General features: G+C 48.6%; 26 protein-coding genes. 16 read left to right on the top strand and 10 right to left on the bottom strand.

From position 1 onward, the window contains the following. Window positions 1-5 precede the first annotated feature (5 nt). Entirely contained in the window at window positions 6-755 is a 750-nt protein-coding gene (locus B160_RS0110415; protein ID WP_026309683.1) for a DeoR/GlpR family DNA-binding transcription regulator, read from the bottom strand. A gap of 329 nt (window positions 756-1,084) precedes the next feature. Here B160_RS0110415 and B160_RS0110410 point away from each other — a divergent pair, with 329 nt between their 5' ends. The 5 genes from B160_RS0110410 (at window position 1,085) to B160_RS0110390 (ending at window position 5,749) form a co-directional block, all read left to right on the top strand. Continuing rightward, entirely contained in the window at window positions 1,085-2,260 is a 1,176-nt protein-coding gene (locus tag B160_RS0110410) for an acetyl-CoA C-acyltransferase (RefSeq protein WP_018627849.1), read from the top strand. A gap of 305 nt (window positions 2,261-2,565) precedes the next feature. Then, the gene (locus tag B160_RS0110405) at window positions 2,566-4,368 is read left to right on the top strand and encodes an ABC transporter ATP-binding protein (RefSeq protein ID WP_018627848.1); all 1,803 of its coding nucleotides are present in this window, start codon (window positions 2,566-2,568) and stop codon (window positions 4,366-4,368) included. 96 nt (window positions 4,369-4,464) lie between these two features. After that, complete coding sequence (locus B160_RS0110400; protein WP_018627847.1) at window positions 4,465-4,782, top strand: hypothetical protein; 318 nt, start codon at window positions 4,465-4,467, stop codon at window positions 4,780-4,782. 108 nt (window positions 4,783-4,890) lie between these two features. Continuing rightward, window positions 4,891-5,118 (top strand): hypothetical protein, encoded by a 228-nt coding sequence (locus tag B160_RS0110395; protein ID WP_018627846.1) that lies wholly within the window; start codon window positions 4,891-4,893, stop codon window positions 5,116-5,118. Between the two features lie 55 nt (window positions 5,119-5,173). Then, window positions 5,174-5,749, top strand: a complete 576-nt coding sequence (locus tag B160_RS0110390) for a hypothetical protein (protein ID WP_018627845.1) — start codon at window positions 5,174-5,176, stop codon at window positions 5,747-5,749. A 34-nt stretch (window positions 5,750-5,783) separates the two neighbouring features. Here the strand turns inward: B160_RS0110390 and B160_RS0110385 are convergent, their stop codons facing one another. Continuing rightward, window positions 5,784-6,302 carry a DUF1801 domain-containing protein gene (locus B160_RS0110385; RefSeq protein ID WP_018627844.1) on the bottom strand — a complete coding sequence of 173 codons (519 nt, stop codon included), beginning with the start codon at window positions 6,300-6,302 and terminating at the stop codon, window positions 5,784-5,786. Window positions 6,303-6,377: 75 nt separating this feature from the next. Here B160_RS0110385 and B160_RS30575 point away from each other — a divergent pair, with 75 nt between their 5' ends. The 4 genes from B160_RS30575 (at window position 6,378) to B160_RS0110355 (ending at window position 9,631) form a co-directional block, all read left to right on the top strand. Further along, a complete protein-coding gene (locus B160_RS30575) occupies window positions 6,378-7,190 on the top strand; it encodes a DUF6515 family protein (protein WP_051107153.1) in 813 nt (270 codons plus the stop codon). An 88-nt stretch (window positions 7,191-7,278) separates the two neighbouring features. Next, entirely contained in the window at window positions 7,279-8,160 is an 882-nt protein-coding gene (locus B160_RS0110375) for a TraB/GumN family protein (protein ID WP_157557999.1), read from the top strand. Window positions 8,161-8,670: 510 nt separating this feature from the next. Further along, window positions 8,671-9,150: a DinB family protein gene (locus B160_RS0110360; RefSeq protein WP_026309679.1), complete on the top strand. Its 480-nt coding sequence runs from the start codon at window positions 8,671-8,673 to the stop codon at window positions 9,148-9,150. Window positions 9,151-9,166: 16 nt separating this feature from the next. Next, a complete protein-coding gene (locus B160_RS0110355; protein ID WP_018627840.1) occupies window positions 9,167-9,631 on the top strand; it encodes a hypothetical protein in 465 nt (154 codons plus the stop codon). Between the two features lie 39 nt (window positions 9,632-9,670). On the opposite strand, the gene B160_RS0110350 is transcribed toward B160_RS0110355, so the two are convergent. Continuing rightward, a complete protein-coding gene (locus B160_RS0110350; protein ID WP_018627839.1) occupies window positions 9,671-13,120 on the bottom strand; it encodes a hypothetical protein in 3,450 nt (1,149 codons plus the stop codon). A 519-nt stretch (window positions 13,121-13,639) separates the two neighbouring features. On the opposite strand from B160_RS0110350, the gene B160_RS0110340 reads away from it, so the two are divergent. From B160_RS0110340 to B160_RS0110325, 3 genes are all read left to right on the top strand, one after another. Next, a complete protein-coding gene (locus tag B160_RS0110340) occupies window positions 13,640-14,347 on the top strand; it encodes a DsbA family oxidoreductase (protein WP_040679739.1) in 708 nt (235 codons plus the stop codon). Between the two features lie 372 nt (window positions 14,348-14,719). Next, entirely contained in the window at window positions 14,720-15,676 is a 957-nt protein-coding gene (locus tag B160_RS0110330) for an energy transducer TonB (protein WP_018627835.1), read from the top strand. Between the two features lie 11 nt (window positions 15,677-15,687). Continuing rightward, a complete protein-coding gene (locus B160_RS0110325) occupies window positions 15,688-17,001 on the top strand; it encodes a thioredoxin domain-containing protein (protein ID WP_018627834.1) in 1,314 nt (437 codons plus the stop codon). Between the two features lie 56 nt (window positions 17,002-17,057). Here B160_RS0110325 and B160_RS0110320 read toward each other — a convergent pair whose 3' ends face one another. Continuing rightward, the gene (locus B160_RS0110320) at window positions 17,058-17,279 is read right to left on the bottom strand and encodes a DUF2795 domain-containing protein (protein WP_018627833.1); all 222 of its coding nucleotides are present in this window, start codon (window positions 17,277-17,279) and stop codon (window positions 17,058-17,060) included. Window positions 17,280-17,765: 486 nt separating this feature from the next. Between B160_RS0110320 and B160_RS0110315 the strand changes: the two genes are divergently transcribed. Then, on the top strand, window positions 17,766-18,416 hold the full coding sequence (locus B160_RS0110315; RefSeq protein ID WP_018627832.1) for an ABC transporter ATP-binding protein: 651 nt from the start codon (window positions 17,766-17,768) through the stop codon (window positions 18,414-18,416). Between the two features lie 48 nt (window positions 18,417-18,464). On the opposite strand, the gene B160_RS0110310 is transcribed toward B160_RS0110315, so the two are convergent. The 5 genes from B160_RS0110310 to B160_RS0110290 form a co-directional block, all read right to left on the bottom strand. Further along, a complete protein-coding gene (locus B160_RS0110310; RefSeq protein ID WP_040679730.1) occupies window positions 18,465-18,866 on the bottom strand; it encodes a hypothetical protein in 402 nt (133 codons plus the stop codon). Window positions 18,867-19,052: 186 nt separating this feature from the next. Continuing rightward, entirely contained in the window at window positions 19,053-19,613 is a 561-nt protein-coding gene (locus tag B160_RS0110305; RefSeq protein ID WP_018627830.1) for a cob(I)yrinic acid a,c-diamide adenosyltransferase, read from the bottom strand. A 62-nt stretch (window positions 19,614-19,675) separates the two neighbouring features. Next, a complete protein-coding gene (locus tag B160_RS0110300; protein ID WP_018627829.1) occupies window positions 19,676-20,383 on the bottom strand; it encodes an ABC transporter ATP-binding protein in 708 nt (235 codons plus the stop codon). A 5-nt stretch (window positions 20,384-20,388) separates the two neighbouring features. After that, a complete protein-coding gene (gatC, locus tag B160_RS0110295; RefSeq protein ID WP_018627828.1) occupies window positions 20,389-20,679 on the bottom strand; it encodes an Asp-tRNA(Asn)/Glu-tRNA(Gln) amidotransferase subunit GatC in 291 nt (96 codons plus the stop codon). Window positions 20,680-21,042: 363 nt separating this feature from the next. Continuing rightward, on the bottom strand, window positions 21,043-22,125 hold the full coding sequence (locus B160_RS0110290; protein ID WP_018627827.1) for an anhydro-N-acetylmuramic acid kinase: 1,083 nt from the start codon (window positions 22,123-22,125) through the stop codon (window positions 21,043-21,045). A gap of 376 nt (window positions 22,126-22,501) precedes the next feature. Here B160_RS0110290 and upp point away from each other — a divergent pair, with 376 nt between their 5' ends. From upp to B160_RS0110260, 3 genes are all read left to right on the top strand, one after another. After that, the gene (upp, locus tag B160_RS0110280; protein ID WP_018627825.1) at window positions 22,502-23,152 is read left to right on the top strand and encodes a uracil phosphoribosyltransferase; all 651 of its coding nucleotides are present in this window, start codon (window positions 22,502-22,504) and stop codon (window positions 23,150-23,152) included. A gap of 337 nt (window positions 23,153-23,489) precedes the next feature. Further along, window positions 23,490-24,830: an NADP-specific glutamate dehydrogenase gene (gdhA, locus tag B160_RS0110265; RefSeq protein WP_018627822.1), complete on the top strand. Its 1,341-nt coding sequence runs from the start codon at window positions 23,490-23,492 to the stop codon at window positions 24,828-24,830. A 55-nt stretch (window positions 24,831-24,885) separates the two neighbouring features. After that, window positions 24,886-25,584, top strand: coding sequence for an SAM-dependent methyltransferase (locus B160_RS0110260; protein WP_018627821.1), 699 nt, complete (start codon window positions 24,886-24,888; stop codon window positions 25,582-25,584). On the opposite strand, the gene B160_RS0110255 is transcribed toward B160_RS0110260, so the two are convergent. After that, the gene (locus B160_RS0110255; RefSeq protein WP_018627820.1) at window positions 25,573-26,010 is read right to left on the bottom strand and encodes a hypothetical protein; all 438 of its coding nucleotides are present in this window, start codon (window positions 26,008-26,010) and stop codon (window positions 25,573-25,575) included. The two genes, B160_RS0110260 and B160_RS0110255, sit on opposite strands and share 12 nt — an antisense overlap. Window positions 26,011-26,245: the final 235 nt, after the last annotated feature.

The following is a 26,245-nucleotide window of genomic DNA, read 5'->3' as shown; positions in this document are numbered from 1 at the left end:
TTAAACTATAAAACCGTCACACCCGCCCTTACGTAGGGTTGCAGTAATTTGTCGGTGGGGTCTAATTCTGTTATCAGATAATCGATCTGTTTCAGTTCGCAGACCTGCAATGCTTCAAATGAGTTCAGCTTTTCCGCAATCGTCAGGCAGGCGGTCCGGGCAGAAGCTGCCACCATCGCCTTCTTCAGCTCCACCACTTCCCAGTCGCTGTCCGTGATCCCCCGGCGCAGGTCAATGGCATTCGTACCCAGGATGCACAGATCCGCATTCACTTCCCGGATCTTCGCTATCGCACTGGCGCCCACAGTGATCTTGGATTCTTTGTTAACCTTATCCCCCACTACCACCACGTTGATGTTCGGATGCGCAATATAGGCGCTCAGCACCGGGATGCTCCCCGTAATAAACGTTGCCCGCAGCTGGGGCGGAAGCCGTTTGGCCATCTCAATGATCGTGGTGCCACCGCTCGTCAGCACATACATATTCTCTTTGAGCAGTCCGATCACTTTCTGGGCAATGACCGCTTTCTGTGTTTGGGAATATACCGGGCTCGCATTAAAATGTACTTCATTGAAGGCCAGTGACAATGCACCTCCGTGTACCTTGATCAGCCGGCCTGCTTCCGAAAGTTCCTGCAGGTCTCTGCGAACCGTGTCCTCAGAAACCTTCATATCTACGCAGAGCTTGGCACTCAATACCTTATTGTGCAGATCCAGCCGATGGAGAATATATGCCTGCCGTTCTTTCTTTAACACAATCGTTAATTTATTCCTAAAGATAAATAGTAAAACAGCAAAAAGACGCAAAATATCAAAAAAAAATGCATAAAAAATCAAATTTCTGCGGGCACAAGCCTGCAACCCCAGGGGGGGTCACATAAATTTAAAGCCGCCGGGGTCTTCTGAAGGCTTTCCGGCGCTAAATAGTGCACAGGAGCTATCGGCTGCAGTTTGAACTGAGGATCTTATTGCGCACATTGATGCATCCGTCGCTCCGGCGACCCTTGCGGTATTTTGAAAATTGATTATATTTGATCACAAAAGTTGCATAAACAACTATTTTTTACAGCATAAAAAATACAGCCATGCAGGAAGCATACATAGTAGCCGGTTACCGGACCGCAGTAGGTAAAGCCAAAAAAGGCGGGTTCCGCTTTTACCGTCCGGACGATCTTGCCATTACGGTGATCAAAGGATTAATGGCATCGATCCCCCAACTGGAGCCCAGGCGGGTAGACGACGTGCTGGTGGGCAACGCTGTTCCGGAAGCAGAACAGGGATTGCAGGTGGGCCGCATCATCTCCGCCCGCGCCCTGGGTATCGAAGTTCCGGGCGCGACTGTTAACCGGTATTGCGCTTCAGGCCTGGAGACCATCGCCATGGCCACCGCCAAGATCCGTACCGGCCAGGCCGATTGCATCATTGCAGGAGGAACGGAAAGCATGAGCATGGTACCCGCGTCCGGCTGGAAAACGGTCCCCTCCTATGCTATCGCCAGCGATGATCCGGACTATTACCTGAATATGGGGCTGACGGCGGAAGCAGTGTCCAAAGAATTCAATATCACCCGCGAAGCAGCAGATATGTTCAGCTATCAGTCGCACCAGAAAGCCATCAATGCCATACAGAACGGGTATTTTAAGGAAGGGATCCTCCCGGTGGAAGTGGAAGAAGTATATGCCGGCGAAGATGGAAAACGCCAGGTAAAAAAATTCACAGTAGATACCGATGAAGGCCCCCGGCCGGATACGTCGCCGGAGGCATTGCAAAAACTGAAACCCGTATTTGCCGCCAATGGAGTGGTAACCGCAGGTAACTCATCGCAAACCAGCGACGGTGCGGCCTTTGTGGTGGTAATGGGCGAAAACATGGTGAAGGAACTGCAGCTGAAACCCATTGGCAGACTGGTTGCGAGCGCTGTTGCCGGAGTGCCTCCGCGCATCATGGGCATCGGGCCGGTAGCCGCCATTCCCAAAGCCATAAGCAGGGCCGGACTGGCATTGGATGATATGGATCTCATTGAGCTGAACGAGGCATTTGCAGCACAGAGCCTGGCCGTGATCCGCGAAGCAAAGCTGGATCCGGAGAAGGTGAACATCAACGGCGGCGCCATTGCACTGGGGCACCCGCTGGGCTGCACCGGCTGTAAACTCACCATACAGATCCTGGGCGACCTGAAGCGGCTTGACAAAAAATACGGGTTGGTTACAGCCTGTGTGGGCGGCGGACAGGGAATAGCCGGGATTATCGAACGGTTATAATTTTTTTGTCGTCTAAATATCCGGATCCCTGTGCGTAACGGGCTATGAGATCTTTACCGGGCTGGCTGTGGTGTACAGAACAACGGAGTTGCAAGGTCCGTCCGGATGTGTTCTTCCGGCCCCGGTCCGTTATCAGCAGTATAAGAAGCGCCAGAATACGATACCGGCACACCCGTTCACCGGAGCCAGCAGTTCTTTACAGGATCAAAAATACATCTCACTTCAAACATTTCACATTACACTTTTCACTTCAAACTTTTCACTTCAAACTTTTCACTCTCCAATATATCTCACTCCATTCCACTATGTCCAAACCCTTTACAAAAACGCTGAACCTGGCCAACATCGTACGGCAGCTATGGCCATTTGTAAAACCTTACCGGACCCTCGTTTTCGGGACCTTATTGCTCACCCTTGTCGGGTCCCTTACGGCGCAGGTCAATCCGCTGATCCTGAAGTACACGGTAGACCATGTGGATGCATTGTTGCAAAAGTCCGACCCGATGCAGGAGGGCTTATCCCTGCTGTTGTATATTTCCATCATTCTTTTTGCGAAGGAACTGGTAAACATTTTTATCCAGTTTGGTCAGAAATTTTATGGCGAAAAGATCCGGATCCAGGTGAGCAACCGCCTGTCGCAGGCGGCCATCGAAAAAATACTCACTTACGGAATGGCGTTTTATGCTGCCCCCGAAAACCAGTCGGGCCGGCTGCAAACGAGGATCGACAGGGGCGTGGAAAGTTTGACCCGGCTGGTACAGAATTTTTTTATCGATATTTTACCCTTATTCTCCAATGCGCTGCTGGCACTGATCATCATGTATGCGGCCAACCTGTATGTAGGCCTGGTGGCCACCGTGATCCTGCCCGCTTATTTTTATGTAAGCGCCCGGCAGGCAAAAAGATTACAGGGAGTGCGCCGGCAATTGCGCCGGGGAAGGGAAAACAAGAACAACGGCCTGCCGAACCTGATCGAATCCATCACGGTCATCAAAAGCTTTGTGCGGGAATCCTACGAAGAAAAAAAGCAACTGGAGATACAGGACCAGCTTACACAGGATCAGCTCTATACACGTAAGACCAATTTCCGGTATGATGGCATCAAATCATTTATTGAACAGATCGGAGTGGTCCTCATCATCATCTTGACCACCTATCTCGTTCTTGGTCATCAGATCAGCATTGGCGCCATCATGTTGCACATCATGCTATTCAATAATGTATCGGCCCCGATCCGCCAGCTGCACCGGATCTACGACGAAGTAAATGATGCCTTTGTTTATGCGGAAGCTTATTTTCAGATACTGGATGCCACGGAAGAAACGGAACAGCGGGGAACGTATAAAGAAGAAGTGGTCAAAGGCGGCTTTGAAATGCGTCATGTAAACTTTACCTATCCCAACGGAACAAAAGCGCTGCACGACGTAAGCTTAAAAATAGAAAACGGGAAAACAACAGCGCTGGTGGGCCTGAGCGGCGCCGGTAAAAGCACCATCCTGAACCTGCTGAACAAATTTTACGCACCCGATAACGGGAGCATCTTACTGGATGGCGTGCTCCTTCGCGAATATGACAATCATATGCTGCGGGACGAGATCGGCCTGGTGCTTCAAAAGAACCATATCTTCAAAGGCTCTATTGAAGACAACATCCGCTATGGCAAAATGAATGCAACAAAAGAAGAAATCATCCGCGCGGCAAAGAAGGCTTACCTGCATGACCAGATCATGGAGCTGCCGCAGCAATATGAAAATGAAGCACAATCTCTAAGCGGCGGGCAACAGCAACGCATTGCCATTGCCCGGCTGTTCTTAAAAGACCCGCCGGTTATTTTCCTTGATGAGCCAACGGCCAGCCTCGATGCCATTGCAACGGAGCAAATTAAAAACAGTTTGGATGCCATCAAGCAGAATCGTACCGTGGTCATCATTTCGCATTCCATCTCGCAGATCGTAGATGCAGACATGATTTATGTTCTGAAGCAGGGACAGGTAGTGGAAAACGGCACACATGAACAGCTGATTACACACAATGGTCCTTACCGGGAGATCTTCAATGCCGCCGCACGCAGCCTGAACCTCGCCCGGATCGCAAAGTCGTTTCAATGATCTCAAATATTTAATTTTCATTAACAGGCGTTAGCGTAAGTTTATCGTCTTATTTAATGAAAACATTTTTAATCAACATCCCTAAATGAGATCTTTATGAAGATGAAACTGGTCATGCTGACATTCGTGCTTTTGATTTTTGGAGCTTCCCGGGCAGATGCGCAACATTACAGGCACAGTAAAAAATATTATAAAACATACACAAGAAGCCCGTATTACCGCCCTACCGCTGTAGTATATTACTCTTCAGGCTACAAAAGCAGTTATCACCGGCATTATGTACCCAGGCACCGCTACACCAGCTATTATGGGCACCGCTATTACCGGCACATGCCTCCGGGCCATGCTAAGAAATACTATAAGCACAGCCATCGGAAGCATGATCATCATAAACGTTCTTATCACAGAAAGTAACAACCGGATGATTTACAGGATTTAAAAACGGTTCATGGCCGCCACCCCACGGGGTGGCCCGGCCATTGGTACAAAGTTTGATTCTTATACCTCATCAAAATTCCGGATATGAAAACGACAACAACAATAGTGAAAAGATCAGGGTTCGCCTTTTTGTTAACGGCAATCCTCTTTGTTGCAGGGCTTAGTTCCTGCACCGGTTATTATTATCCCTCACACGGGTATCATGAACAACGGTATTACCACATGCCGCCCGGCCAGGCCAAAAAATATTATGGAACAAAGTCGGCCAGGAGTTTTGCCCCCGGACAGCAAAAAAAACACTACCGGTATTAACGACGGGTAAAGATCCGGTGCGCGATCATTCCGTTCACTTTAAAATCCTCAAAAAATGAAATCACAGATATATACAAAAAAAAGGCTCATCATAGCAGGGGTACTCCTTGCAATGGTAGTAGGGTTCAGTTCCTGTGCAGACACCTATTACCCTTCAAGAGGATATTATGATGACGGGTATTATGGTTACTACCCCTACTATTATTCGCCGGGCTATTATGGAAATAATGGCTATTACTACAACCATCGGTATTACCGGAGCAACAGGGATCGCAGACGCTATGACGACCGCCGCAGGTACGATGACCGCAGAAAAGTGTACAGCAGCAGAGACCGCAACCGAGTAAATACCAGCCGCAAGAATGCCGAGTATTACCGCCAGCAGAACAACAGCAGAACCCGGACACCTGTTACCAGCCGCAGCAATTCTAACAGCCGGACCAAAGATGTCCGGTCGCGGAACACAACTCCCCAGCGCTCCTACACCGCGCCCTCATCAAGAAATGTTCGGCAAGCGCCGGCATCTTCAAGGGGAAGCTACAACCAGAGCAGGTCAGGCAGTAACAATAGCCGCTCTTCCGGCAATAATAGGCGGTCTTCCAGCAACAACAACCGGTCCTCCCGGAGATAAGCAACAGGATAAATAAATATAACACAGCCGCAGGTCATTTCGCTGAAGTCCTGCGGCTTTTGCTTTGAATGAATGTCTTTTCATAAAGTGCTATCCAGTCCGCTACCGGAAGCTGTTGCGCAAGTGTTCCGATCAGCTCAAAAGGTATGAGCTCCGGTTTTTGAAACCGGATGCAGCTCTTTCCTATATCCGGTTTCTTATCAGAGACCTTTTTGTATTCGTTTAAGAACCATTTCATTAGATCGGCGCTGGCGTACAATCCCATATGATAGAGCACAATACCGTTTTTCTGGGAAGCAATGCTCATAAACGGCAGCGGCAGCTCAGGGGTACAGTGATATCCTTTCGGATAGATCCGGTGCGGAACTACATAACCGATCATTCCGTAGCTCATGGCTTCCATAAACCCCTCGGGCAGGTGTTTCCGGATCGTAGATCTTAGCCGTTTCATGGCCGGTAACCGCTCCATGGGGATCTCTTTCAGATAATCTGCTACTGTTTGGGCCTTGGATTGCATATCGTTTTGCTTTAACGAAGGTTTTATTTTTAGCATTTTTTTTACAGAACCAGGCGCCCGGGTGCCACCCTTAAGCCGGTTTCTGTCGTCTCATAAATATAACAAAAAACAATGAGCAAAAATTTCATAAAACTGGGAATGTTCCTGCTGGGCGCCAGCCTGTTCCTCGCGGTGGACGGCTTCGCTCAGTACCGCCGTTATCCGTCCCGGGTAAGAAGCTATCATTACCACAGGGCGCCGCGGGTTTCAGTCGGGATCGGTGGGGTCTTCGGTTTCCCCGCACCCTATTATCGGTACGGCTATGGCCCCAATGTGGGTGTATCGGTAGGAATTGTCATTCCTCCGGTTGGCGCTACCATTTACGCGCTTCCACCCGGTGCCCGCCGGGTCTACTACGGGGGCGTGCCTTATTATTACCGGAACAATCTATATTTTTTAGAAAGAGAGAAAGGAGGTTATGAAGTAGTGGCGCCTCCCCTGGGAGCAACTGCAGAGCGCCTGCCCAATGGTGCCCGGATGCGGAAGATCGACGGGAATACCTATTACGAATATCGTGGTACGTACTACAAAGCAGACCTGAATGAAGATGGCGAACGGGTCTATACGGTTGTAGGCAGGGAAGGAACTTTAAACACCAAAGACCAGCCCTACGATGAAGAAAATTCATATCCGTTGAATGACGACGATGACGACGGGATAAGGGAGCCGGAAACAACCGGAATGGACACCGGGGGGCGCAGCACAAACGATGATGCAACCTACTATAACCATCCCCGGGTCGGAGACCAGTTTGAGGAGTTGCCCAAAAATTCAAAGCGGGTTACCGTCGAAGGTAAAAGACAATTTCTTTCTCCTGCAGGCACCTACTACAAAGAGATCACGGTTGATGGAAAAGTAATGTATGAGGTGGTGCGTTCTAAATAAAGCAGGATGCAATGGCAAATAAGAAGAGTGGCCCTTAGCCGGGCCGCTTTTTTCATGGCCTCCCGGTCTGGATCAAAATTATTTTCATATGTGCAGATACAGGTATTTAAAGGGGCTCAAAACAACCCTCACTATTTTTTGCATGTGGGCGCTATCCGCTACAGCCGTCCGCGCCCAGGAAGCGCACACCATGCTCTGGAAGATCAGCGCCCCACATCTTCTAAAGCCCTCATATCTTTTGGGCACCATGCACCTGATCTGCGGTGAAGACTTTGAAATATCCTCCAAATTAAGAAAGACGCTGAAAGAGGTCCGGACAGTAACATTTGAAGCAGACATTGCTAATGTGGAAGGCTCCGAAAAGCTGATGGAATTGATGCAACCGGTACCTGGCATTTTAAAACAAGCTCAACCGGGACAGCGCGCCGCCCTCGACAGCCTGCTTAAAGAGTACCAGCTCACATCCGGCGTCCTGGATCAGCTGTCCCCGTTCGCGCTCACCTCCGTTTTAACCGCAAAAGCATTCAATTGTGCAGACCCATCTAAAGTAAAGATGATGGAAAAAGAGCTCTATGCCCTGGCACAGGAAGATACATTGCGGATAGATCACCTGGAATCGGTCGCATTCCAGATAAATATGATCCGGTCAATGAATACGATCGACGAACTGATCAATACCCTTAGAGAAATAAAAGAAGCGCCCTATTATATAAAGGACCTGGTGCAGGTTTATAAAACGGAGGACCTTCCGCAGCTGAATAAACTGATGCATGATCCTAAATTTATGAACACAGTGCAGCAGACCCGTTTGCTTAAAGAGCGCAATAAAAACTGGGTGCAACTACTCCCCGCGAAAATGAAGAAAAACCCCACTCTTTTTGCCGTGGGTGCCGGCCACCTGGGAGGAGCGGATGGACTGATCCGTCTTTTGCAAAACAACGGTTATACAGTAACGCCGGTCTTCGAATAACAAGGGACTCGATTATTCCTGAAGCGGCGCGTGGAGATTCTATCACGACTGGCCGCCCGGATCCCTGGTCACACCAAAGCGGTCAGCTCAAGCGAAAAAAAGTTTATAGCAGATTTATATGCAGGATCCATATGCGAAAAATGCATGATGCTCATGGCATCCGACACACAATCCGTATGCTTTTAGGGGCCGGACAAAGCCTTCCTTTGGTACAGCCGCTACCCGGTGTATTTATCATCACTCCTCGGTTTTGCATGCTGACAGAAAACCTGGAATACATCTTTTCTTTTATGTATTCCCTGCAATAGTTTGGAATCCGTCGGGTATCCGGTCTATTGCTAAATGGAAAAGCTTTTATTAAAAATAATATACCCAGAAAAGACCTCCACATTCAGAAATCTACCCGCACAGTATCATCTTGTACAAAACAACGGCATAAGAAAGCAGCTGAAATCAACAAAGGCCATCTATTAAAGCCTTACATTCGTTGTCACAGAAAAATCACAGATCATGACCCGATCCACTCAACTTGCAAAACGATTCAGAGAAGTGCATCTAAACGGCGACTGGGTGGCAGCCACTAATTTAAAGGCGCAGCTATCCGGCCTTACCTGGCAACAGGCAAATACCCGGATCGGGTCGCTCAACACCATTGCGGCCCTTGCGTTCCATCTTAACTATTATATTGCCGGTATTTTAAAAGTGTTTGAAGGGCGCGTGCTCGATATTCATGACCGATACAGCTTTGATGCACCTCCGGCCCTGTCGCAGGACGATTGGGAACAACGCTTAAATAAATTATGGGCGGATGCGGAGGCCTTTGCAGGGCATGTAGAGCAAATGACCGACGCACAGCTTGAGGCCGTATTTACAGATCCAAAATACGGAACCTATCACCGCAACATCGATGCCATGATAGAGCATATATACTATCACCTGGGACAGATCGTTCTGCTCCGAAAGCTGGTACAGGAAACGGACACTCCTTAAAACAACGCCGATATAAATGAAAAGAAATTATTACGTCCTATCTGCGCTCCTGCTGCTCATAGCATTTTTGTCGGGTATTTTAACATCCGGCATTTCATTGGTTGGGCGCGTTGGCGTCAATACTTTTTACAAGAACTACCGTTTTTTTAAGGTATGGTGGCAGGCAGCGCTTGTATGCCTGGTATTGCTGGCGCTGGTAACGCTTTTATTGTATGGGATCGATAAAAGATTTAAAGGAAGGAAACGCGTGCTCCTGCTCCTTGTTTTTCTCTTCGCTTTCCTGGGTGGCCTCTATATCACCTATTCCGATTTTCGCAATGCGCTTTCACATCGCTGGCTTGGAGAGCGTTTTCACCTGGGCATCTATTTATACTGGATGGGGTTTTGCATCAGCAACCTGTTCTTCCTGCTTACCCAAAGAACGGCTTTGCCGGCAGCAACCGTCCCGGAAGCACCTGCGGAGGCGCCACAGGTTCAATAGGTTCCGCTGCAGGCTCTTTGAAGCGGCAACACATCCATACTAAAAAATAGCGGTCAGGGATGCTTTGCCGGTGTGAACGGTTTTCGTTCCCCCCGGCTTGCGCCCGTCATACTGGAAGCTCAGCTCCAGGTTGCTCATCAGCCGTTTGGTGAGCATAATATTCCACAGATAGTTCTTACCGGGCAGTAACCCGTCCAGCATGACATAGCTCACTGTTGTGGTATTGGCCGTTGTGGATTTATAATTCAGCTGGTCCAGCGTAAAACGCGCTGTAAGAGCGGCACTCTGTAAAATATTGTATTTCGTTTCAGCAGTAAGCGCATTGGAAACCGCTCTTTCACCTCCATAAGCCGGTTTGTTCTTTTTAGCTTCGTATTGATACCCGGCGGTTGCTCGGAAAGTAGTACCGCTTATAAAAGAAAGTGAAGGTCCTGCACTGTTCTTTGTAATTTCATAATTGCGGTTTTCAAACTGTGCGTTGTCCGAATACAGCGCCTGCAAGCCCGTCCGGAGATCCAGGTTAAAAGTAAGGCTGCTGCCAAAAAAATGCCGGTACTTCAGCGACCATTCTCTGGTTTTCCTGCTTTCATATCCATAGGTCAACAGCGATTTTCCGGTATTCTGCAGGTTGCTGATGTCCAGTCCCCAAACAGTGCTCAACCGGTTAAACGAAAGCGTATTTGCCAGGATCGAGCTCATGGCAATAAGATTGGTATCATTCAAAGCATACCGGAACGGATTGAGCGATACAAAGCCGGTAGCCTGTGCCTTGCGGGACACCTGCAACGTGCTGGTCCAATTAAAGCGGGAAAGGAACTTTTGAAACCCACCCGCTGTCTGTTCATTCCACAGCAATTTAGGATTCAGTCCCAGGCTGTAGTTGAAGGTATTATAGTTTGCTTTTATATACTCATTGGTTGGGGTGTTGATCCTTATAAACCGGGCCTGATCCTGGAATGCCGCCAGCTCAAATTCATTCAGCTGCTGAATGCTGTCCTGGTTCAGATCGATCCATGTATATTGACCGGTACCCGCCGGTACTTCAAGGTAAGCGTATTCCCTTTTTTGCTCCTGGCCGGACCCCGCTTCGTACAATACATTTCCCGTAAGAAATCCCTTAAATTCATTCATATTGTATTCCACCCTCGAAAGCAGGGTGTTCTCTTCGGGTTGCCGGCTTACCGCAGCATCCAGCACGTCCAGTTTGCGCAGCGTCGTATTCAGGTAAAGCTGCCGGTGCTCATTGGACAACAATTCCGCTTTAAAATTCAGATTATAGCTGCGATCGCCTTTTACCAGATCTCTCTGTACCGGGTATTGATCCTCCCTTGTATAAAAACTGACTCCGTACCGGTTTTGTTTTGCCTCGTCCGATTTAATAAAGAATGTATACGTGTTAAAGGAAAAAGCAGTGGCATTTAAAGTATCCGTGGCTTTGTTGCGGTTCTCATTCCGTTCCAGCGCATAACGCGCGCCAATGCTCCAGTTTCCAAGCGCCGGCATCTTCTTGCTGATATCCAGCACAGGGCGGAGAAAAGACCCTTTGTCCAGCGCGCCATTGTATTGAGTAGCCGTTACGTCATTATTAAAGGTCCAGTTCCGCCACTGCGTAAACTGGGTGAGAGCATGCTGATAGCCTGTATACCGGTCGCTGCGGTTATAGTTCGTAAACCGGTACTGCAGCCGGTTCCCTTTTTCACTCAGCAATTCCGCAGATGCACGTATAATGTGCTCGTCAGCCCGGTCCGCAACCAACGGCAGTCCCCAGTCCCGGGTAAATTCCACACTGCGCAAACGCTCTACGGGCTGAAACCGTGCCTGCACCATTTCATAGTCGAGCGAGGACAACAGCTGCAGTTTGCTGCGTTTGCTGACCATGGCCGTATTGGAAAGAGTCACCTTTGCCGCAATCCCTTTATCATCCCCGCTATGAAATCTGGAAAAAGTGTTCACATCATAACTGCTGGCGGCAACCTCCGTTTTCAGCAATGTTTGTTTGGCAAGGGCGTAGTCGATTCCCAACGTAAGCACCTGCTGCTTCCGGGGTGTTATCAGTGCCATCACCGGCGCGTAGCTCCCTTGCTTCTGACCATTCTCCGGTGGTATGTACCGGAACACTTTTCCGTTGGCATTGGTATTGTCCGGTACATAATCACCCCGGCCAGGGCCCACCTCTGTAAAAGAAACATTGTATTGCGCCGAATCACGATTCACCGTGTACCGGTAAAAAGAATCCACGATCTCCAGCCCCTTTATCACGTAGGTGCGGGCATACAGTACTTTCCCTGCAGCAAATGTATCCAGCACCGCGGAAGGATACAGCGCGTTTTGAACACTGTCGCCGATCTGCGATAAGAACTGTTTTTGCCGATTATCCAGGACCTGGTTAATGGAAGAGTTTTTTGCGTCGCTATTGTTGAAGAACCCAACCCGCAGCTTTACCCGGTCATTAAAATTCAGTTCCTGCATTCCATACACATTCGTGTTCAAAAAATTCCGGTCGGCATATTCAAACTCCACCTGGATACGGCTGTCTTTGGTGATCATGCGGCGCGGAGTAAAGCTAACCTCTGCGGTATTATAGTTGATCACATAATCCTGGTCTTCCCCCCGTTGCAGGAGCTCCCCGTCAATAAAAACCCGTTCGGTATTGGCCAGCACAATAAAGAACAATTCATTGTTTGCTCCCTGCAGCTTATACGGTCCCTGGTTCCCCTCCAGACCTTGAAAAACATTGCGCGTGAATTTCCCTTTAGCAATAGAGCCACTCACCAGTGTATTAGCGGTCGTTTTTTTTGAAAGCGCATTTTCAGTCTGAAAAGACACCCCCTGCAGGCGTTTATAAAAATTGAGAAAATAGCTGCGGTTCTCCCGGAGGTCCATATCTCCTATATTCAGCTGCCAGTTTTTCTTTTTAAACCGGATATACACCTCATCAAATTCATTCAGCTGTTGTGTATTCCCGTCGGGCTGAATGGGGATATTATTGTCGGTAATAGCGGCCTGCAGCTCGATGCTGTCGGCCAGCATACCGCTCAGCTGTACGTTTAAATTGGAGTTCAGCACCAGGCTTTGGTTATTACCAAATCCCATTTGCCGTCCAAAACTCCCCTGCGCATTGATGTTGCCAAAATTAAGCAGCGGGCCACGCTCCCGGGCAGCTGTTGCCGGGGAAGAAATGGGCGCAGCAGAATTCATTGCCAGGCTGTCAAAATTCATCCGCTGTACCGCCGGGTTCAGCTTCATCGCAAACACGCGATAGTGTACCGTTACATTAGCTGTTGCAGGCTTATGTACCCAGTACAGCAGGGCATTCACACAATCCAACCGGTAAGCGCTGCTGTCAATGCCTTCTATCCGGAAGCTTTGTGGAATGATGCTCAGACTGTCGAGCTGCACGTTATCTCCAAGCACGGCGATCCGCTTCGTTCGCAGGTTCGATAAAGGCCGGGCAGCAGGTACATCCTGCCCGTACAATCCACCTGCCATACAAAGAAGAAAGAAAAAAAATGTTATGCTTCTCAATAGACGCAATGCCGGTTGTTTTAATTCAGCAAAAATCGGCTTTTTAGGCTTACGTAAATGCGCGGTGGCGATATAACATTTTGGATCCGTATAAAGGGCGAAGATGCGCTCACAGCGCAGCACCTGGCCGGAAGTTTCGATTCATAGCACCGATCGTTCCTCCTTTCCACCGCCTGATCTGCACATCAGCCACAAAATTGCAGACGCTCTGAAAAATTCGGTGCTTCAGTAGCCATACCCGAAACAGAAGCATAAATGCCTTTACCAACACCTGCGTATCTGTGGCCATCTGTTCATTCAATTTGCCGCCGGCCAGCAACCACCTGATCCTCCAAAACCTGCCAGATAGGCACAACAGCGCCCTTATAACAGCTAATAAAACCATTTTCGAACGGAATGGCATAAATAAGCCCCCCATTGCATTCGAGCACAAAAATTGCTGGGACCTGTATTATGAATGTAATAAATGCGAATACAAATAAAATGCAGGTTGAAATATGGAGCGATGTGATGTGCCCCTTTTGCTATATTGGCAAGCGGCATTTTGAAACAGCGCTGGAAAAATTTGCAGATAACCCGCAGGTAGAGGTCATCTGGAAAAGCTTTCAGCTGGATCCTTCACTTCCTGAAAAAGAAGAGCTGGACCATGAGCAATACCTGGTAACCCGAAAGGGATTGCCCAAGGACCAGGTCAAATCTCTTTTGGAGCACGTGACGCAATCCGCAAAACAAGCAGGATTGGATTACCATTTTGAAAAAGTGGTCACCGTTAATTCGTTCAATGCCCATCGCGTCATTCAAATGGCAAAAACAAAAGGACTGGGAACTGTTGCGGAAGAGCGGCTCTTTAAAGCATATTTTACCGAAGGCTGTGACATCGCTGATAGGAACACTCTAATAGAACTGGGAAAGGACATCGGTCTTTCCGCGGAGGAGGTACAGGAAGCGCTCTCCAATGAAATATATGCCGAAAAAGTGAACCGCGATATGAATGAAGCACAGCAGATCGGCGTCAGAGGCGTTCCATTTTTTGTGCTCGACCGCAAATATGCGGTTTCCGGAGCCCAGCCGCCGGAAGTATTCACACAAACACTGGATAAAGTATTTGCAGAATGGCGCGCAAAAAATCCCGGGTCCCCGTTCGGGATCTCAGACGGGGAATCCTGTACGCCCGATGGCAGCTGCGGGTAAACAATACATCTTTTAAGAGCACTAAAGCTGTATCAAAACTGCTACAGCTTTTTATTTATCTCCGCAGCCTGGGAGCAGGACACACCGGACAACACATCGGAATTTTATAAGTGCCCCAGGCTTGATTTTCAATATAGCCTCTTAGCCAAAATCCGGAACGGGAAGCGTCATAGACCCAACATATAATGTGCCTGGTCTATAGCGCTCAACGTCTCTTCGGGATTTTTTTATACGGGTTAGAATCCGCTTTTACATATTTCCCGGGTTCCGGTGTCCCTTTTAGCTGCGCTTCTGATTCAGACGCATTTGTCCTGGCAAATGAGGAGGAATCCATACAATTTATCATATATTTGTTCGAAATAACCAGCAAATATGAGGAAGCCTCTCCTGCTACTGCTATGCATTCTCGCCTTTTCCATTGCTGACGCCCAGAAAACGGAAAAATATTACGATTACAGATGGAAGGCATGTGCTCCCCGGGAAGCGCGGTTTTACAGCATCACTACAAAAACGGACTCCGGATGGCTGCGCAGGGACTATTACATACGCGAGCAAAAATTACAGATGACGGGGTTGTACAAGGACGACTCCTGTACAATAAAAAACGGGGGTTTTGCCTTCTACTATCCAAGCGGAGCCCTGCAATCTGCAGGTCGTTATACCGATCAGAAAAAACAGGGGCTTTGGATACAACTGCGGGAGAATCAGCAACTGTGGGACTCAACGGTCTACAACTACGGGCAACCCATTGGCACCAGCCTGAAATGGCACAGCAACGGGCTGCTCAGCGACTCGGCTGTTTATCGCCCCGATGGCAGTGGCAGTCTGGTTTCCTGGTTCGATAATGCGCATACGGCTGCCACCGGAAACTATACTGCAGGAACAAAACAAAACGGGGAGTGGCGCTACTACCATCGCAATGGTCAGGTAAGCGCTGTGGAAACATACAAAAACGGCCGCCTGGTTAACAAAAAATATTATACAGAAGAAGGAGTGCCTGTAGCCGACACCACCGCCAGGGAAAAGGCTGCCAGCTTTCCCGGCGGACCGGAAGCCTGGAAGCAATACCTTTCCGGGAAGCTGAAGTTTCCCAGGGAATATAAAATCGAGAACGGCGATGCCGCCATTGTCGTGGTCGACTTTGCCGTCACAGAAAACGGCGATATTACAGATGTCGCAACCTCCAGTTCTTTCCATCCTGCTTTTGACAGGATTGCAGAGGATGTGATCCGGAGATCTCCGAAATGGGTTCCTGCCTTCGACCGTCATAACCGGAATATAAAGGCCCGGCGCCGGCAGCCGCTGGTATTTAAACAAACAAAACAATAAACCGTTTGCACATGTACAAAACGGTGCTTACCATTTATATCCTTCTCTTTTCCCTTTGCCTGCAGGCACAGCGGCCTTTTGCTGACCGCTCCTACAAGACGGCACTAAAAGAGGCCCGCCAAAAGAACAAGCTGATCTTTCTGTCGCTTGAATCTGCGTATTGTACCGGGTGCAATGATTCTATGAACCGGTATTTCAGCAATAAAGAACGGAAAGCGGCCATCAGCAGTTCGTTTATCCCTCTCAGCATCGGGCCTCATCACAATGACCGGGCCTACATTACAGAGTCGCTGAACATTGAGCAGTCATCGGGCGTTTTCTTTATCGACAAAAATGAGCAGCTTATCTATTCTTCAAAATACCGGCGACAGGGGTTCGGTGCAGTAATTAAAGAAGCACGAAAAAGAGCCGAAAGCATTGCGGTACTTGAACAAAAAGAAAAGAGTTATTTTAACAGGAACCAAAAAAACATCGGCGATCTCGAACAGATCATCCAGGCAAAAACAGACCTGGAGCAAAATACCGGCCTGCTGTTGGTCGAGTACCTGAATCTCTTACCCAAAGACACTGTGAACTCCATTCATGTGTTGCAATTCCTCGCCCAACAGGCCCCCATTTATCGTTCGAAAACCTGCAGGGCCATGCGGAACGCATCCCGGTTCAATGAAGCCTGGTACGCATTGCCGCAGGAACAACGGGTCCGCATCAACCGGCGGATCTTTCAAAAATCCATTCGGGTTGCGGCGCAAAACAGAAATGATGCGTATGCAAACGATATCTGCAGATTCGCCAGGGGCACGTATTCCGATGAGGAAGGTAAAGCCTATATAGAAGGCGTTATCATGATGAATTATTACCGGCAAACACAGGATACCAGCCGTTACCTGGCCGTTGCCGCGCCCTTCTACGACCGGTACCTCACCTTCGTTTCAAACAAAACAGAAAACACCATGGCGGACACCGCCCAGATCGCCGGCCTGCCGGAAACATTGCAAAAGATGCGGCCGCCTTCAGCAGTGATAGCCCCTTATATAAAAAAAGAATATGCTCATTACCTCTATACCGCCGCTCATTTTTTTTATAAGGCGGACCGGCAAAACAGGTACATGAACCATGCGTTGCGCTGGGCTGAAGAAAGCGTGCTGCTGTTTCCCCATTACAGGATACTGCATTTGTATGCCTTGCTTCTTTACAAAACCGGCATCAGCGATAAAGCCATCGAATACCAGGCCCTGGCTATTGAAAAAAGTAAGCCCTTTCCGTCTGTTGGAAAAGGTTGGGATGTTATCTTAAATAAAATGAAACAGGGGCTCCCATTGGAATAATAAAAAAAGCCGCTCCTTTGGGGAACAGCTTCAGCATTTTTACCTTTCGGGGATCTTTAGTATTCGTCTTCGTTGAACAGAAAATCTTCCTGGGTGGGATAGTCGGGCCAGATGTCTTCGATCGTTTCATAAACATCTCCTTCATCTTCCAGTTCCTGTAAATTTTCAACCACTTCAATGGGCGCTCCACTTCTGATCGCAAAATCGATCAGCTCATCTTTGGTGGCTGGCCAAGGGGCATCTTCTAAATAAGAGGCTAACTCAAGTGTCCAAAACATACAATATTCGGTTTTTTAATATTAACAGGATACCTGAAACAAGGTTCAGGATATTTCCAAATTTTTGCAAAAGTAACTGTATTCTGTAATTTAAAAAATACTTATTTTCTTCCAGAAAAGAACAGGAAAAACAGGGTTTCTTACTGACTGCCAGGACCAAAAAACACCCCGAAGCTCAACCGGTCCGTCGTTTGTCTGCAGACAATAACGATTTTTACGTTGCTCTATGCCCAGGACGGCGAAGAGCCGTTTCCCCGTTCCGGGAAGCGGCCTGCCTGTCGCACCTGGTTTCTTTGCAGCATAAAATTCGGTCTCTCCAGCGGTAGCCTTTCTTCCCCACCCCCAGGAACAAACCATTCCACCGGATGACAAGCAGTGCGGCAAGTCTCAGCCGGACCAAAAGGATGACCGGCCTCCGTTATTATCCGTTTTAGTACCGCCTCCTTACCGGCACAATCGTTATATTTACGGTCATATATCAACACAATGATCTCGGGGAAAAATATACACAAGGCCTATGGCACAGTGCAGGTGCTCAAAGGTGTAAACATTGAACTGACCAGGGGCGCCGTAGTTTCCATTGTAGGGCCCTCCGGCAGCGGAAAAAGCACGCTCTTACATATATTGGGCACACTGGATAAGCCGGATACCGGATCTGTTGTCATGAACGATACGCCGGTAAACGCGCTCACCGGTAAACAACTGGCCGCCTTCCGCAATAAACATATCGGTTTTGTATTTCAGTTTCATCACCTCCTGCCCGAATTTTCAGCGCTCGAAAATGTATGCATTCCTGCCTGGCTAAGCGGGCGCCGGAAAAAGGAAACCGCCCGGAAAGCCCGGGAGCTTTTGACTATACTCGGTGTTGATCACCGCCTCGATAACAAACCGAATGAACTCAGCGGCGGCGAGCAGCAGCGGGTAGCGGTAGCGCGGGCGCTCATCAACCAGCCCGATATCATTTTTGCAGACGAGCCTACGGGCAACCTGGATACCACCAATGCACGGGAACTGCATCGCCTGTTTTTTGATCTGCGTGACCGGTTTCAGCAAACCTTTCTGATCGTAACACACAATGAAGAGCTGGCCCAATTAAGCGACCGCACTCTACACATGAAGGACGGCCTGATCGTATAAAAAAAACGGCTTCACGAGCCGTTTCGGATTGATCTGTATTTTACGTTCTTATTGCCGGTCCCTGTAAAAAGCCACCACCATCTTTTTTGAGGTCGGGTCTATCAGTGTCAGGGTTTTCGAGGAAGACACAAAGTTTTCCTTTATTTCATACTCCACATTGTTCCAGGTCATTCGCTTTGTTCCGTTGTTAAACGCAAACTGATCCGTCCGGATCTGATCGCCGCTTACATTGTAGTAATGGATCAAATGATCCTGTTTGGAAAATTCGGCACGGCCACCGGTAGGCACCAGGTCCACGCCGGCTGCAGTGATCACACTTTTCCAATTACCAACGGACACCATGTTTTCTATGGTATCTGTACCGATCGCGTCCTTTGTACGTGAACAGGCGCCCAGGAAAAATACACCCGTTACCAGAATACCCAGAATAATTTTTGAGATTGTTTTCATATTTCTGTTTTTGCGGTTTAAAAGTCTGCTGTGCTTTAGCTGTTCCAAGATTTATGCCAAGCCCGGACAGGGCAAAGCACGCCACAAAAAAGACGTTCAGCAGCAACCTGGTGGATGCGGGCTGTTCCTTTAAATTTTTGTTAAAGCAGTTGCGGTACGGTACAGCAAAAAGCCCCCTGATGAAGATCAGGAGTTACGTGGCCGCCAGGGCCTGTCGGCGATTCCCGCCAGAAATCCGGTGTACCGGGCCAGGATAAACAGGTAATCGCTCAAACGGTTGAGGTATTGGATCACAATGGCATCTACCGGTTCTTCCTCCTGTAGCCGCACACAGGACCGTTCTGCGCGCCGGCAAACGCACCGGGCAATATGCAGGCTGGAGATGGCCACACTTCCTCCCGGCAAAATGAATGATTTCATTTCCGGCAATTCAGCGGTCATCCGGTCGATCGCTGTTTCCAGAAACCCGATGTCCTCCGGACGCAGATCCGGCAGTTGCATTTTTGTTTGTTTATCCGGATCCTGCGCCAGTACCGCTCCAATCGTAAACAGGCGATCCTGTATTTCCTGCAACAGGGATGCTGCCGCGGGGTTTGCCTGCATATCCCCGCACAATCCGATACAGGAATTCAGTTCATCCACATTACCGTAGGCTTCAATACGCAGGTGCGCTTTAGAAACCCTGGTTCCACCGATAAGAGCGGTTTTCCCCTTATCCCCAGTCTTTGTATAGATGCGAAAAGTCATCTGTTAAAGTTTGAAAACATGGAAAGGAACAGGCGCCAACCAGGAACATTGAACTTGAAACTTTAAGCCTCAAACCTGGAACCCGCCATCGCCCGGTCACTCTCAATTACCCCATCACGCAACCGTACAATCCGGTGCGCATGCTTGGCAATATCTTCTTCGTGCGTTACCAGTACAACCGTATTCCCATTGTGATGAATGCGATTAAAAATATCCATGATCTCGTAAGAGGTCTTGGAATCCAGGTTGCCGGTTGGCTCATCCGCCAGGATCAGGGACGGGTCATTCACCAATGCACGGGCAATGGCAACACGCTGGCACTGGCCACCGCTGAGCTCATTGGGTTTATGGTGATAGCGGTCCGTCAGGCTCACGAGCTCCAGCATCCGCATGGCTTTTTCATTCCGTTCGCTCTTGCGGATGCCGGCATAAATGAGCGGCAATGCAACGTTCTCCAGTGCCGTAAGACGGGGCAACAAATTAAATTGCTGAAACACAAATCCGATCTCTTTATTCCGGACTTCCGCCAGCGAATTGTCCTCCATTTTACTTACATCTTTCCCATTCAGGACATAATTGCCGGAGGTGGGGGTGTCCAGGCACCCGAGGATATTCATCAACGTACTCTTGCCGCTGCCGGAGGGCCCCATCAGCGCCACGTACTCATTTTTATCAATATTCAGGGAGATCCCTTTTAAAACAGGCAGTTCCTGCTGGCCCATAAAATAACTCTTACGCAGGTTGTTGATATGAATAATAGCTTGGTTCACCTTCTTTATTTACGGATCACTTTGGGTACTTTAAAAAAGACACCATCAGTAGCAGGGGCATTCAGCAGCGCATCCTCCCGGCTGATGGATCCGTTGATCCGGTCATCCCGCAACACATTGATCTCTTCGCTCATATGCATCAACGGATCAACTTCCTTCAGATCAAGCTCGTTCAATTTTTCAACAAACCCGATCATTTTTTCAAGGTCACCCTGGAATTCCAATTTTTCTTCCGGGGAAAAGCTCAGCTTCGACAGGTGGGCCAGTTTATCAATTAAAGCCTCGTTTACTTCCATTTGTCAAAGATAACGGGTAGAAATCTCAAATACCAAATAACAAATAGTAAAAATTCAAATACCAGATATGAAACCCTGAATTCTACATATCCAAATGGCAGACAGAAGCATGATTTCACTCGAAAACCGGGCATCACATATCCGGCGCCAGGCAGCTTAACCACTCTTAGCGGTTTCTGCCATGCATTGAACGATCAGCCACACCTGGTTCCATGATCAAATCGCAAAAACCATTCGCTCTCATTTCAACCTTCACTCTTCCCCTTTCACATTTCACTCGTCACTTTTCACTTTTCACCCTCTACATCTCACTTTTCACCCTTCGCTTTTCACCCTCCACATCTCACTTTCACTCGTCACTTTTCACATCTGCGTTCCCAGCCACATCGCTCCTCCCGCACTATCGCGGCTGGCCCCGGTTACCGAGCTCAGCACATTTACCTCCTCCCGCCAGCGCAGCACCGCCATCAATGCCATAATCATGGCCTCTTTATAGAGTACCAGTTTCTCGTCCGGAACGATCACCGTTAATTTCAGGACTTCTTTCATCCGGCTGATTAAAAAGTCATTGAGTGCCCCACCTCCGGTTACCAGCAACTGGTGGTCATCCTGGCCATAGCCGGCATCCGTTTCCAGGGCACGGGCCACTTGTTGCACGATATGTTCTACGTAGGTCCGTAACTGGTCTGCCACAGGGCCCCCATTTTTTTTCAGGATGGGATAAACGGTATCGGTTCCAAAATCATTTGCCAGGGACTTGGGTCCTCCTAACCGGTAGTAATCCAGTGCATTCAACTCTTCCAGCAACGCATCCAGGACCACACCGCCGGCAGCCAGTGCGCCGCCTTCATCGTAGTCTTTTCCCAGTTCACCCGCCAGCAGGTTCAATACCCTGTTGGCTGCACAAATATCAAAAGCCCTATAAACATTCCCTTTAACAGACAGGTTGGCGATGCCTCCTATATTCAGCAAATAGCGATAGTCGCTCAACAGTAGCTGTTCCCCGATCGGTACAATAGGAGCGCCCTGTCCGCCCAGCGCCACATCCATTGCCCGGAGATCCGAAACAACCGGAAGCCCGGTCTCAGCCGCTATTGCAGCACCATCGCCGATCTGACCGGTCATCCTGCGTTCAGGAATATGAAAAGTGGTATGCCCGTGAGACCCGATCACCGCTATCTTATAGTGCAGATCATGCCTGTCGATAAATGCATTGACGCGCGTGCCGATATAATGTCCGTAATCGGTATGCAGCAACTGGTATTCCCGGGCACTCAGCGTAACGGCCTGCTCCAGCTTCGATCTCCATTCGGGCGGGTACGCCAGACAGTCACCCTGCCGGATTTCAAATTGCCATTTCCCGCCGTTTTCATGAAATTCCGCAAATACGATATCCAGCCCGTCCAGCGAACTGCCGCTCATGATTCCAATAGCCCTGTAGATCATATTAAAAACTTTAGATTTGTCAAAAATAGCGGATTGCTGTATGTTAAACGCTCCTATGTTTGTTCAGGGTTTAAAGTTCAATGTTCCGTAGGATCCCCGATTCTTATAATATTGATGCGGATTTCGCCGGGCGAGAACAAATTCCGGAGCAGCATCGGGGGCGATCCTTTTACATTTAAAGTTTTTTATTGAATATTTTACATCCCTCCGCAAGGAAGGTCTCCTGGTTGGATTCTTATTTCTCCCGTTTCCACATTCTTTAGATTTTCAAATGCTCTTCCGAAGGTTCAAATCTGACAGCCGATACCAGAACTTTATTCTCAAATATTGTCTTATTTTTATTCTTCGGGGAGCACAACAATAAACAACAAACACTATGGTCATCAATTTAAGCAAGCAACATAGCCTGGTCAGCAATTGGGTGAGCGAACTGAGAGACATTGACGTTCAAAATGACCGTATGCGTTTCCGCAGGAACCTGGAGCGCATTGGTGAGGTCATTGCCTACGAGATCAGTAAAGAGTTGCCGTTTAAAACGCAGGAAACCCAGACTCCGCTGGGCATTTCCGCTGCAAAAGTGCTGCAAGAGCAGCCGGTGCTGGCTACCATACTGCGGGCTGGGCTTCCTTTGCACCAGGGGCTCTTAAATTATTTAGACAAGGCCGACAATGCCTTTGTATCGGCCTACCGCAAACACCACAAAGACGGCAGCTTCACCATCAACGTGGAATATTTAAGCAGCCCCGAACTGGAGGACCGGATCGTCATTGTGTCGGACCCCATGCTGGCCACAGGCGCTTCACTGGTAAAGACCATCCAGTTCCTGAGAGCAGTTGGCCGGCCCAAACAGATCTATGTGGCGGTGGCCATTGCCTGTACGGAGGGGATCGAATACGTGTTGCGCGAAGAACCGGCCCTAAAGCTCTGGTGCGCGGATATAGATGACGAAATAACCGCCAAGGGATATATTGTGCCCGGCCTGGGAGATGCCGGCGACCTGGCGTTTGGAGGCAAGGCACAGTATTGACTACCGGCAGATACCGGCCAGGAAGCAGTTTTACGGGCCATTACAGCGTGCCCTTGAGCAGCGCCGCTCAATTACAGGGCCGCGCAAAGAACTTACCAAACAGGCCTGGGCACAGCAAGCAGGATGCCGGCGGGTTGTATAAAGACCGGAACGTGACAACCGGGTTGATTTTTGTCAATATTCCGGTCATAAAAAACTGCATCAAAATGAGCAAAAAACTAAACATTCGCTAATATTTTTCCACATCTGATGCAAGTATTTCAAAAAAGCTAATGCATGTTAAAAAAATATTTTTGTACTTTTCCAAACTAAAACCCATCTTAGTTATTTTTAAAATATGAATGAATCAATCAGGCCTTTTATCGAAAAGGTAAGTGTAAGGAACGCCGGTGAGCCGGAATTTTTACAGGCCGTTGCAGAAGTTGCAGAATCAATCATCCCTTATATTGAAACGCAGCCAAAATACAAAGACAGCAAAATTTTAGAGCGGATCGTAGAACCGGAACGGGTAGTTATTTTCCGGGTCCCCTGGATCGATGATAAAGGAGAAGTACAGGTAAACCGTGGCTTCCGGGTTCAGATGAACAGCTCCATTGGCCCCTACAAAGGGGGACTGCGGTTTCATCCAACAGTGACACTCAGTGTTTTGAAATTCCTGGCATTTGAGCAGGTATTTAAGAACAGCCTCACCGGCCTGCCCATGGGCGGCGGAAAAGGAGGGTCTGATTTTGACCCGAAAGGAAAGTCCGATAATGAGATCATGAAATTTTGCCAGAGCTTTATGATCGAGCTTTACCGGCATGTTGGGGACGATATTGATATCCCCGCCGGTGATATCGGCGTGGGCAAACGCGAGATCGGTTACCTGTTTGGCCAATACAAACGCATTACCGGCACTTTCAACGGGGTGCTTACAGGCAAGGCATTTGAATGGGGCGGCAGCCTGATAAGGCCCGAAGCCACGGGCTATGGTCTTGTTTATTTTGTGGAAGAAATGCTGAAAGAGCGCGAAGAGTCTTTACTGGGCAAAAAAGTGCTCATTTCCGGCTCGGGCAATGTGGCACAATTTGCCGCAGAAAAATGCATTGAAAAAGGAGCCAAGGTATTGACCATGTCCGACTCTGAAGGATTTATCTATGACCCGGTGGGCATTGACCAGGAAAAACTGGAATATATCAAGAACCTTAAAGATCATCAACGCGGGCGGATCAAAGAATATGCGCAGCGCTATTCCTGCGACTTCTTCCCCGGCGAAAAACCATGGCGGATCAAATGTGATATTGCCCTTCCCAACGCCACCCAAAATGAGCTGGATCTATCGGATGCAGAAATGCTGATACAAAATGGTTGCAGCTGTGTGGCGGAAGGGGCCAATATGCCCTGTACCCCGGAGGCTGTGGCAGCTTTTCATGAAGCAAAAGTACTGTATGCCCCCGGCAAAGCAGCAAATGCAGGAGGCGTGGCCGTTTCCGGCCTTGAAATGTCGCAGAACTCCCAGCGCTACTCCTGGGGAAGGACCAAGGTAGACAATAAACTGAAGGAGATCATGAGCGATATTCACCACCTCTGCTTAAAATACGGGCACGAAAAGGATGGGCACGTCAATTATGAAAAAGGAGCCAATATCGGAGGTTTCGTAAAAGTTGCAGAAGCCATGCTTTCACAAGGGGTCGTATAGCGGTGCTGCTGCTCTTCCCGCTTCCGTTGCCATAAATTTGTCGTAACATTGCCTCATGGCAGCACAGGTATTCCTGATCCCGACATACTTGCATGAAAGCAACCTGAATGTTCTACCCGCTTATTTGCTGGAAGCCATTGAAACCTGCTCCGTACTTTTTGTAGAAAACGAACGGACCGCGCGGCGCTATCTTAAACAGCTGAAAAAGGAGATCAACATCGACTCCTTTACATGGTTCGGCCTTCAAAAAGCCGAAGAACAGGTCTTGCAGCAATTCAAACAGCAATTAAAAGAAGAAAAGGTCATTGGCATTATCAGCGAAGCAGGTTGCCCCGGGGTAGCAGATCCCGGCCAGCTGCTGGTAGCCGCAGCCCAGGAAGCCGGTGCATTGGTCGTTCCGCTGGTGGGTCCCAGTTCTATATTACTCTCCCTCATGGCCAGCGGATTAAACGGGCAGCAATTCAGTTTTGTGGGATACCTGCCTATTGACAGCGGGCAGCGCCTGAAAGCGATAAAAGAGCTGGAGCAGGAGTCGCAGCGCAAAAACAGTACACAGATCTTTATTGAAACCCCCTATCGCAATAACCAGTTGCTGGCGGCTCTGTTAAAACAATGCCAGCCCCAAACCAAACTGTGCATTGCTGCCGATATCACCGGCGAAAATGAATGGATCAAAACAAAGACGATCCTGCAATGGCAAAACGAACCGGTTGAGCTGCACAAAAGACCGGTCATTTTCCTGTTAAAAAGGTGAAACGCCCGCGTCCGTCATGGTGATGATACTGTCTACAATATAAACCGTATTCCCCCGCCAGGGCAGCACCCCGCGATACTCTTTGTAATGCAGGTCAAAACGTTTGCCGCTGTGTATGGCCAGCGTATCATAGATCTGCTTGCTTTCAATAGAAAAAACAAAATTATTCGACTGCGCACCCCCGCCTACGGCGCCTTTAATTCCTGCCTGGATCAGTTCACCTTCAAACGTCTTAAACACCTGTCCTTTCCTTACCACATTTTTTAGAATGCCAGATTTAACACCGTCCCCGAATACATTGTAGTAGTGCCAGTACACATAAGCTCCGGCCAGGAGTACAAACACCAGCAACGCCATAAAAAAGTACCGGCGGCACCCCGAACGTTTGTTTGTTCCCTTTTGGTTCTCAATTGGTAAGGTTTCCATAAAAAACGGTTTAATTAAAAAAATTTAATGCGCAATATTCAATATTGCATTATTTTTGTGAATCGAAAGTACAATTTGTTTTTAAATGAATAACTTTTTAAAACATACAAAACACGTTGCATTTCATGCAAATATAACCACGGGGATCTATGCCGTTGGTTTTGACGTGGCTGTATGTTTTCCACGACCGATGCGCTGTCCTGATTGCTGACAGGACGAACCCCTGACCTGGGCC

The sequence above is a fragment of the Niabella aurantiaca DSM 17617 genome (genome assembly GCF_000374125.1).
In the GTDB taxonomy this organism is placed as follows: Bacteria; Bacteroidota; Bacteroidia; order Chitinophagales; family Chitinophagaceae; genus Niabella; species Niabella aurantiaca.
The sequence above is the reverse complement of the archived record's forward strand: the minus strand, read 5'-3'. Positions and strand labels throughout refer to the sequence as shown.

Bases quoted from the DNA above. Each gene is read 5' to 3' on its own strand.
- B160_RS0110400 (WP_018627847.1), top strand. From the start codon at position 4,465: ATGAAGATGAAACTGGTCATGCTGACATTCGTGCTTTTGATTTTTGGA.
- B160_RS0110260 (WP_018627821.1), top strand. From the start codon at position 24,886: ATGGCAGCACAGGTATTCCTGATCCCGACATACTTGCATGAAAGCAAC.
- B160_RS0110375 (WP_157557999.1), top strand. From the start codon at position 7,279: ATGTGCAGATACAGGTATTTAAAGGGGCTCAAAACAACCCTCACTATT.
- B160_RS0110330 (WP_018627835.1), top strand. From the start codon at position 14,720: ATGAGGAAGCCTCTCCTGCTACTGCTATGCATTCTCGCCTTTTCCATT.
- gatC (WP_018627828.1), bottom strand. From the start codon at position 20,679: ATGGAAGTAAACGAGGCTTTAATTGATAAACTGGCCCACCTGTCGAAG.
- B160_RS0110305 (WP_018627830.1), bottom strand. From the start codon at position 19,613: ATGACTTTTCGCATCTATACAAAGACTGGGGATAAGGGGAAAACCGCT.
- B160_RS0110315 (WP_018627832.1), top strand. From the start codon at position 17,766: ATGATCTCGGGGAAAAATATACACAAGGCCTATGGCACAGTGCAGGTG.
- upp (WP_018627825.1), top strand. From the start codon at position 22,502: ATGGTCATCAATTTAAGCAAGCAACATAGCCTGGTCAGCAATTGGGTG.
- B160_RS0110325 (WP_018627834.1), top strand. From the start codon at position 15,688: ATGTACAAAACGGTGCTTACCATTTATATCCTTCTCTTTTCCCTTTGC.
- B160_RS0110340 (WP_040679739.1), top strand. From the start codon at position 13,640: ATGCAGGTTGAAATATGGAGCGATGTGATGTGCCCCTTTTGCTATATT.
- B160_RS0110290 (WP_018627827.1), bottom strand. From the start codon at position 22,125: ATGATCTACAGGGCTATTGGAATCATGAGCGGCAGTTCGCTGGACGGG.
- B160_RS0110350 (WP_018627839.1), bottom strand. From the start codon at position 13,120: ATGGCAGGTGGATTGTACGGGCAGGATGTACCTGCTGCCCGGCCTTTA.
- B160_RS0110360 (WP_026309679.1), top strand. From the start codon at position 8,671: ATGACCCGATCCACTCAACTTGCAAAACGATTCAGAGAAGTGCATCTA.
- B160_RS0110390 (WP_018627845.1), top strand. From the start codon at position 5,174: ATGAAATCACAGATATATACAAAAAAAAGGCTCATCATAGCAGGGGTA.
- B160_RS0110410 (WP_018627849.1), top strand. From the start codon at position 1,085: ATGCAGGAAGCATACATAGTAGCCGGTTACCGGACCGCAGTAGGTAAA.
- B160_RS0110310 (WP_040679730.1), bottom strand. From the start codon at position 18,866: ATGAAAACAATCTCAAAAATTATTCTGGGTATTCTGGTAACGGGTGTA.
- B160_RS0110355 (WP_018627840.1), top strand. From the start codon at position 9,167: ATGAAAAGAAATTATTACGTCCTATCTGCGCTCCTGCTGCTCATAGCA.
- B160_RS30575 (WP_051107153.1), top strand. From the start codon at position 6,378: ATGAGCAAAAATTTCATAAAACTGGGAATGTTCCTGCTGGGCGCCAGC.
- B160_RS0110320 (WP_018627833.1), bottom strand. From the start codon at position 17,279: ATGTTTTGGACACTTGAGTTAGCCTCTTATTTAGAAGATGCCCCTTGG.
- B160_RS0110255 (WP_018627820.1), bottom strand. From the start codon at position 26,010: ATGGAAACCTTACCAATTGAGAACCAAAAGGGAACAAACAAACGTTCG.
- B160_RS0110385 (WP_018627844.1), bottom strand. From the start codon at position 6,302: ATGCTAAAAATAAAACCTTCGTTAAAGCAAAACGATATGCAATCCAAG.
- B160_RS0110395 (WP_018627846.1), top strand. From the start codon at position 4,891: ATGAAAACGACAACAACAATAGTGAAAAGATCAGGGTTCGCCTTTTTG.
- gdhA (WP_018627822.1), top strand. From the start codon at position 23,490: ATGAATGAATCAATCAGGCCTTTTATCGAAAAGGTAAGTGTAAGGAAC.
- B160_RS0110405 (WP_018627848.1), top strand. From the start codon at position 2,566: ATGTCCAAACCCTTTACAAAAACGCTGAACCTGGCCAACATCGTACGG.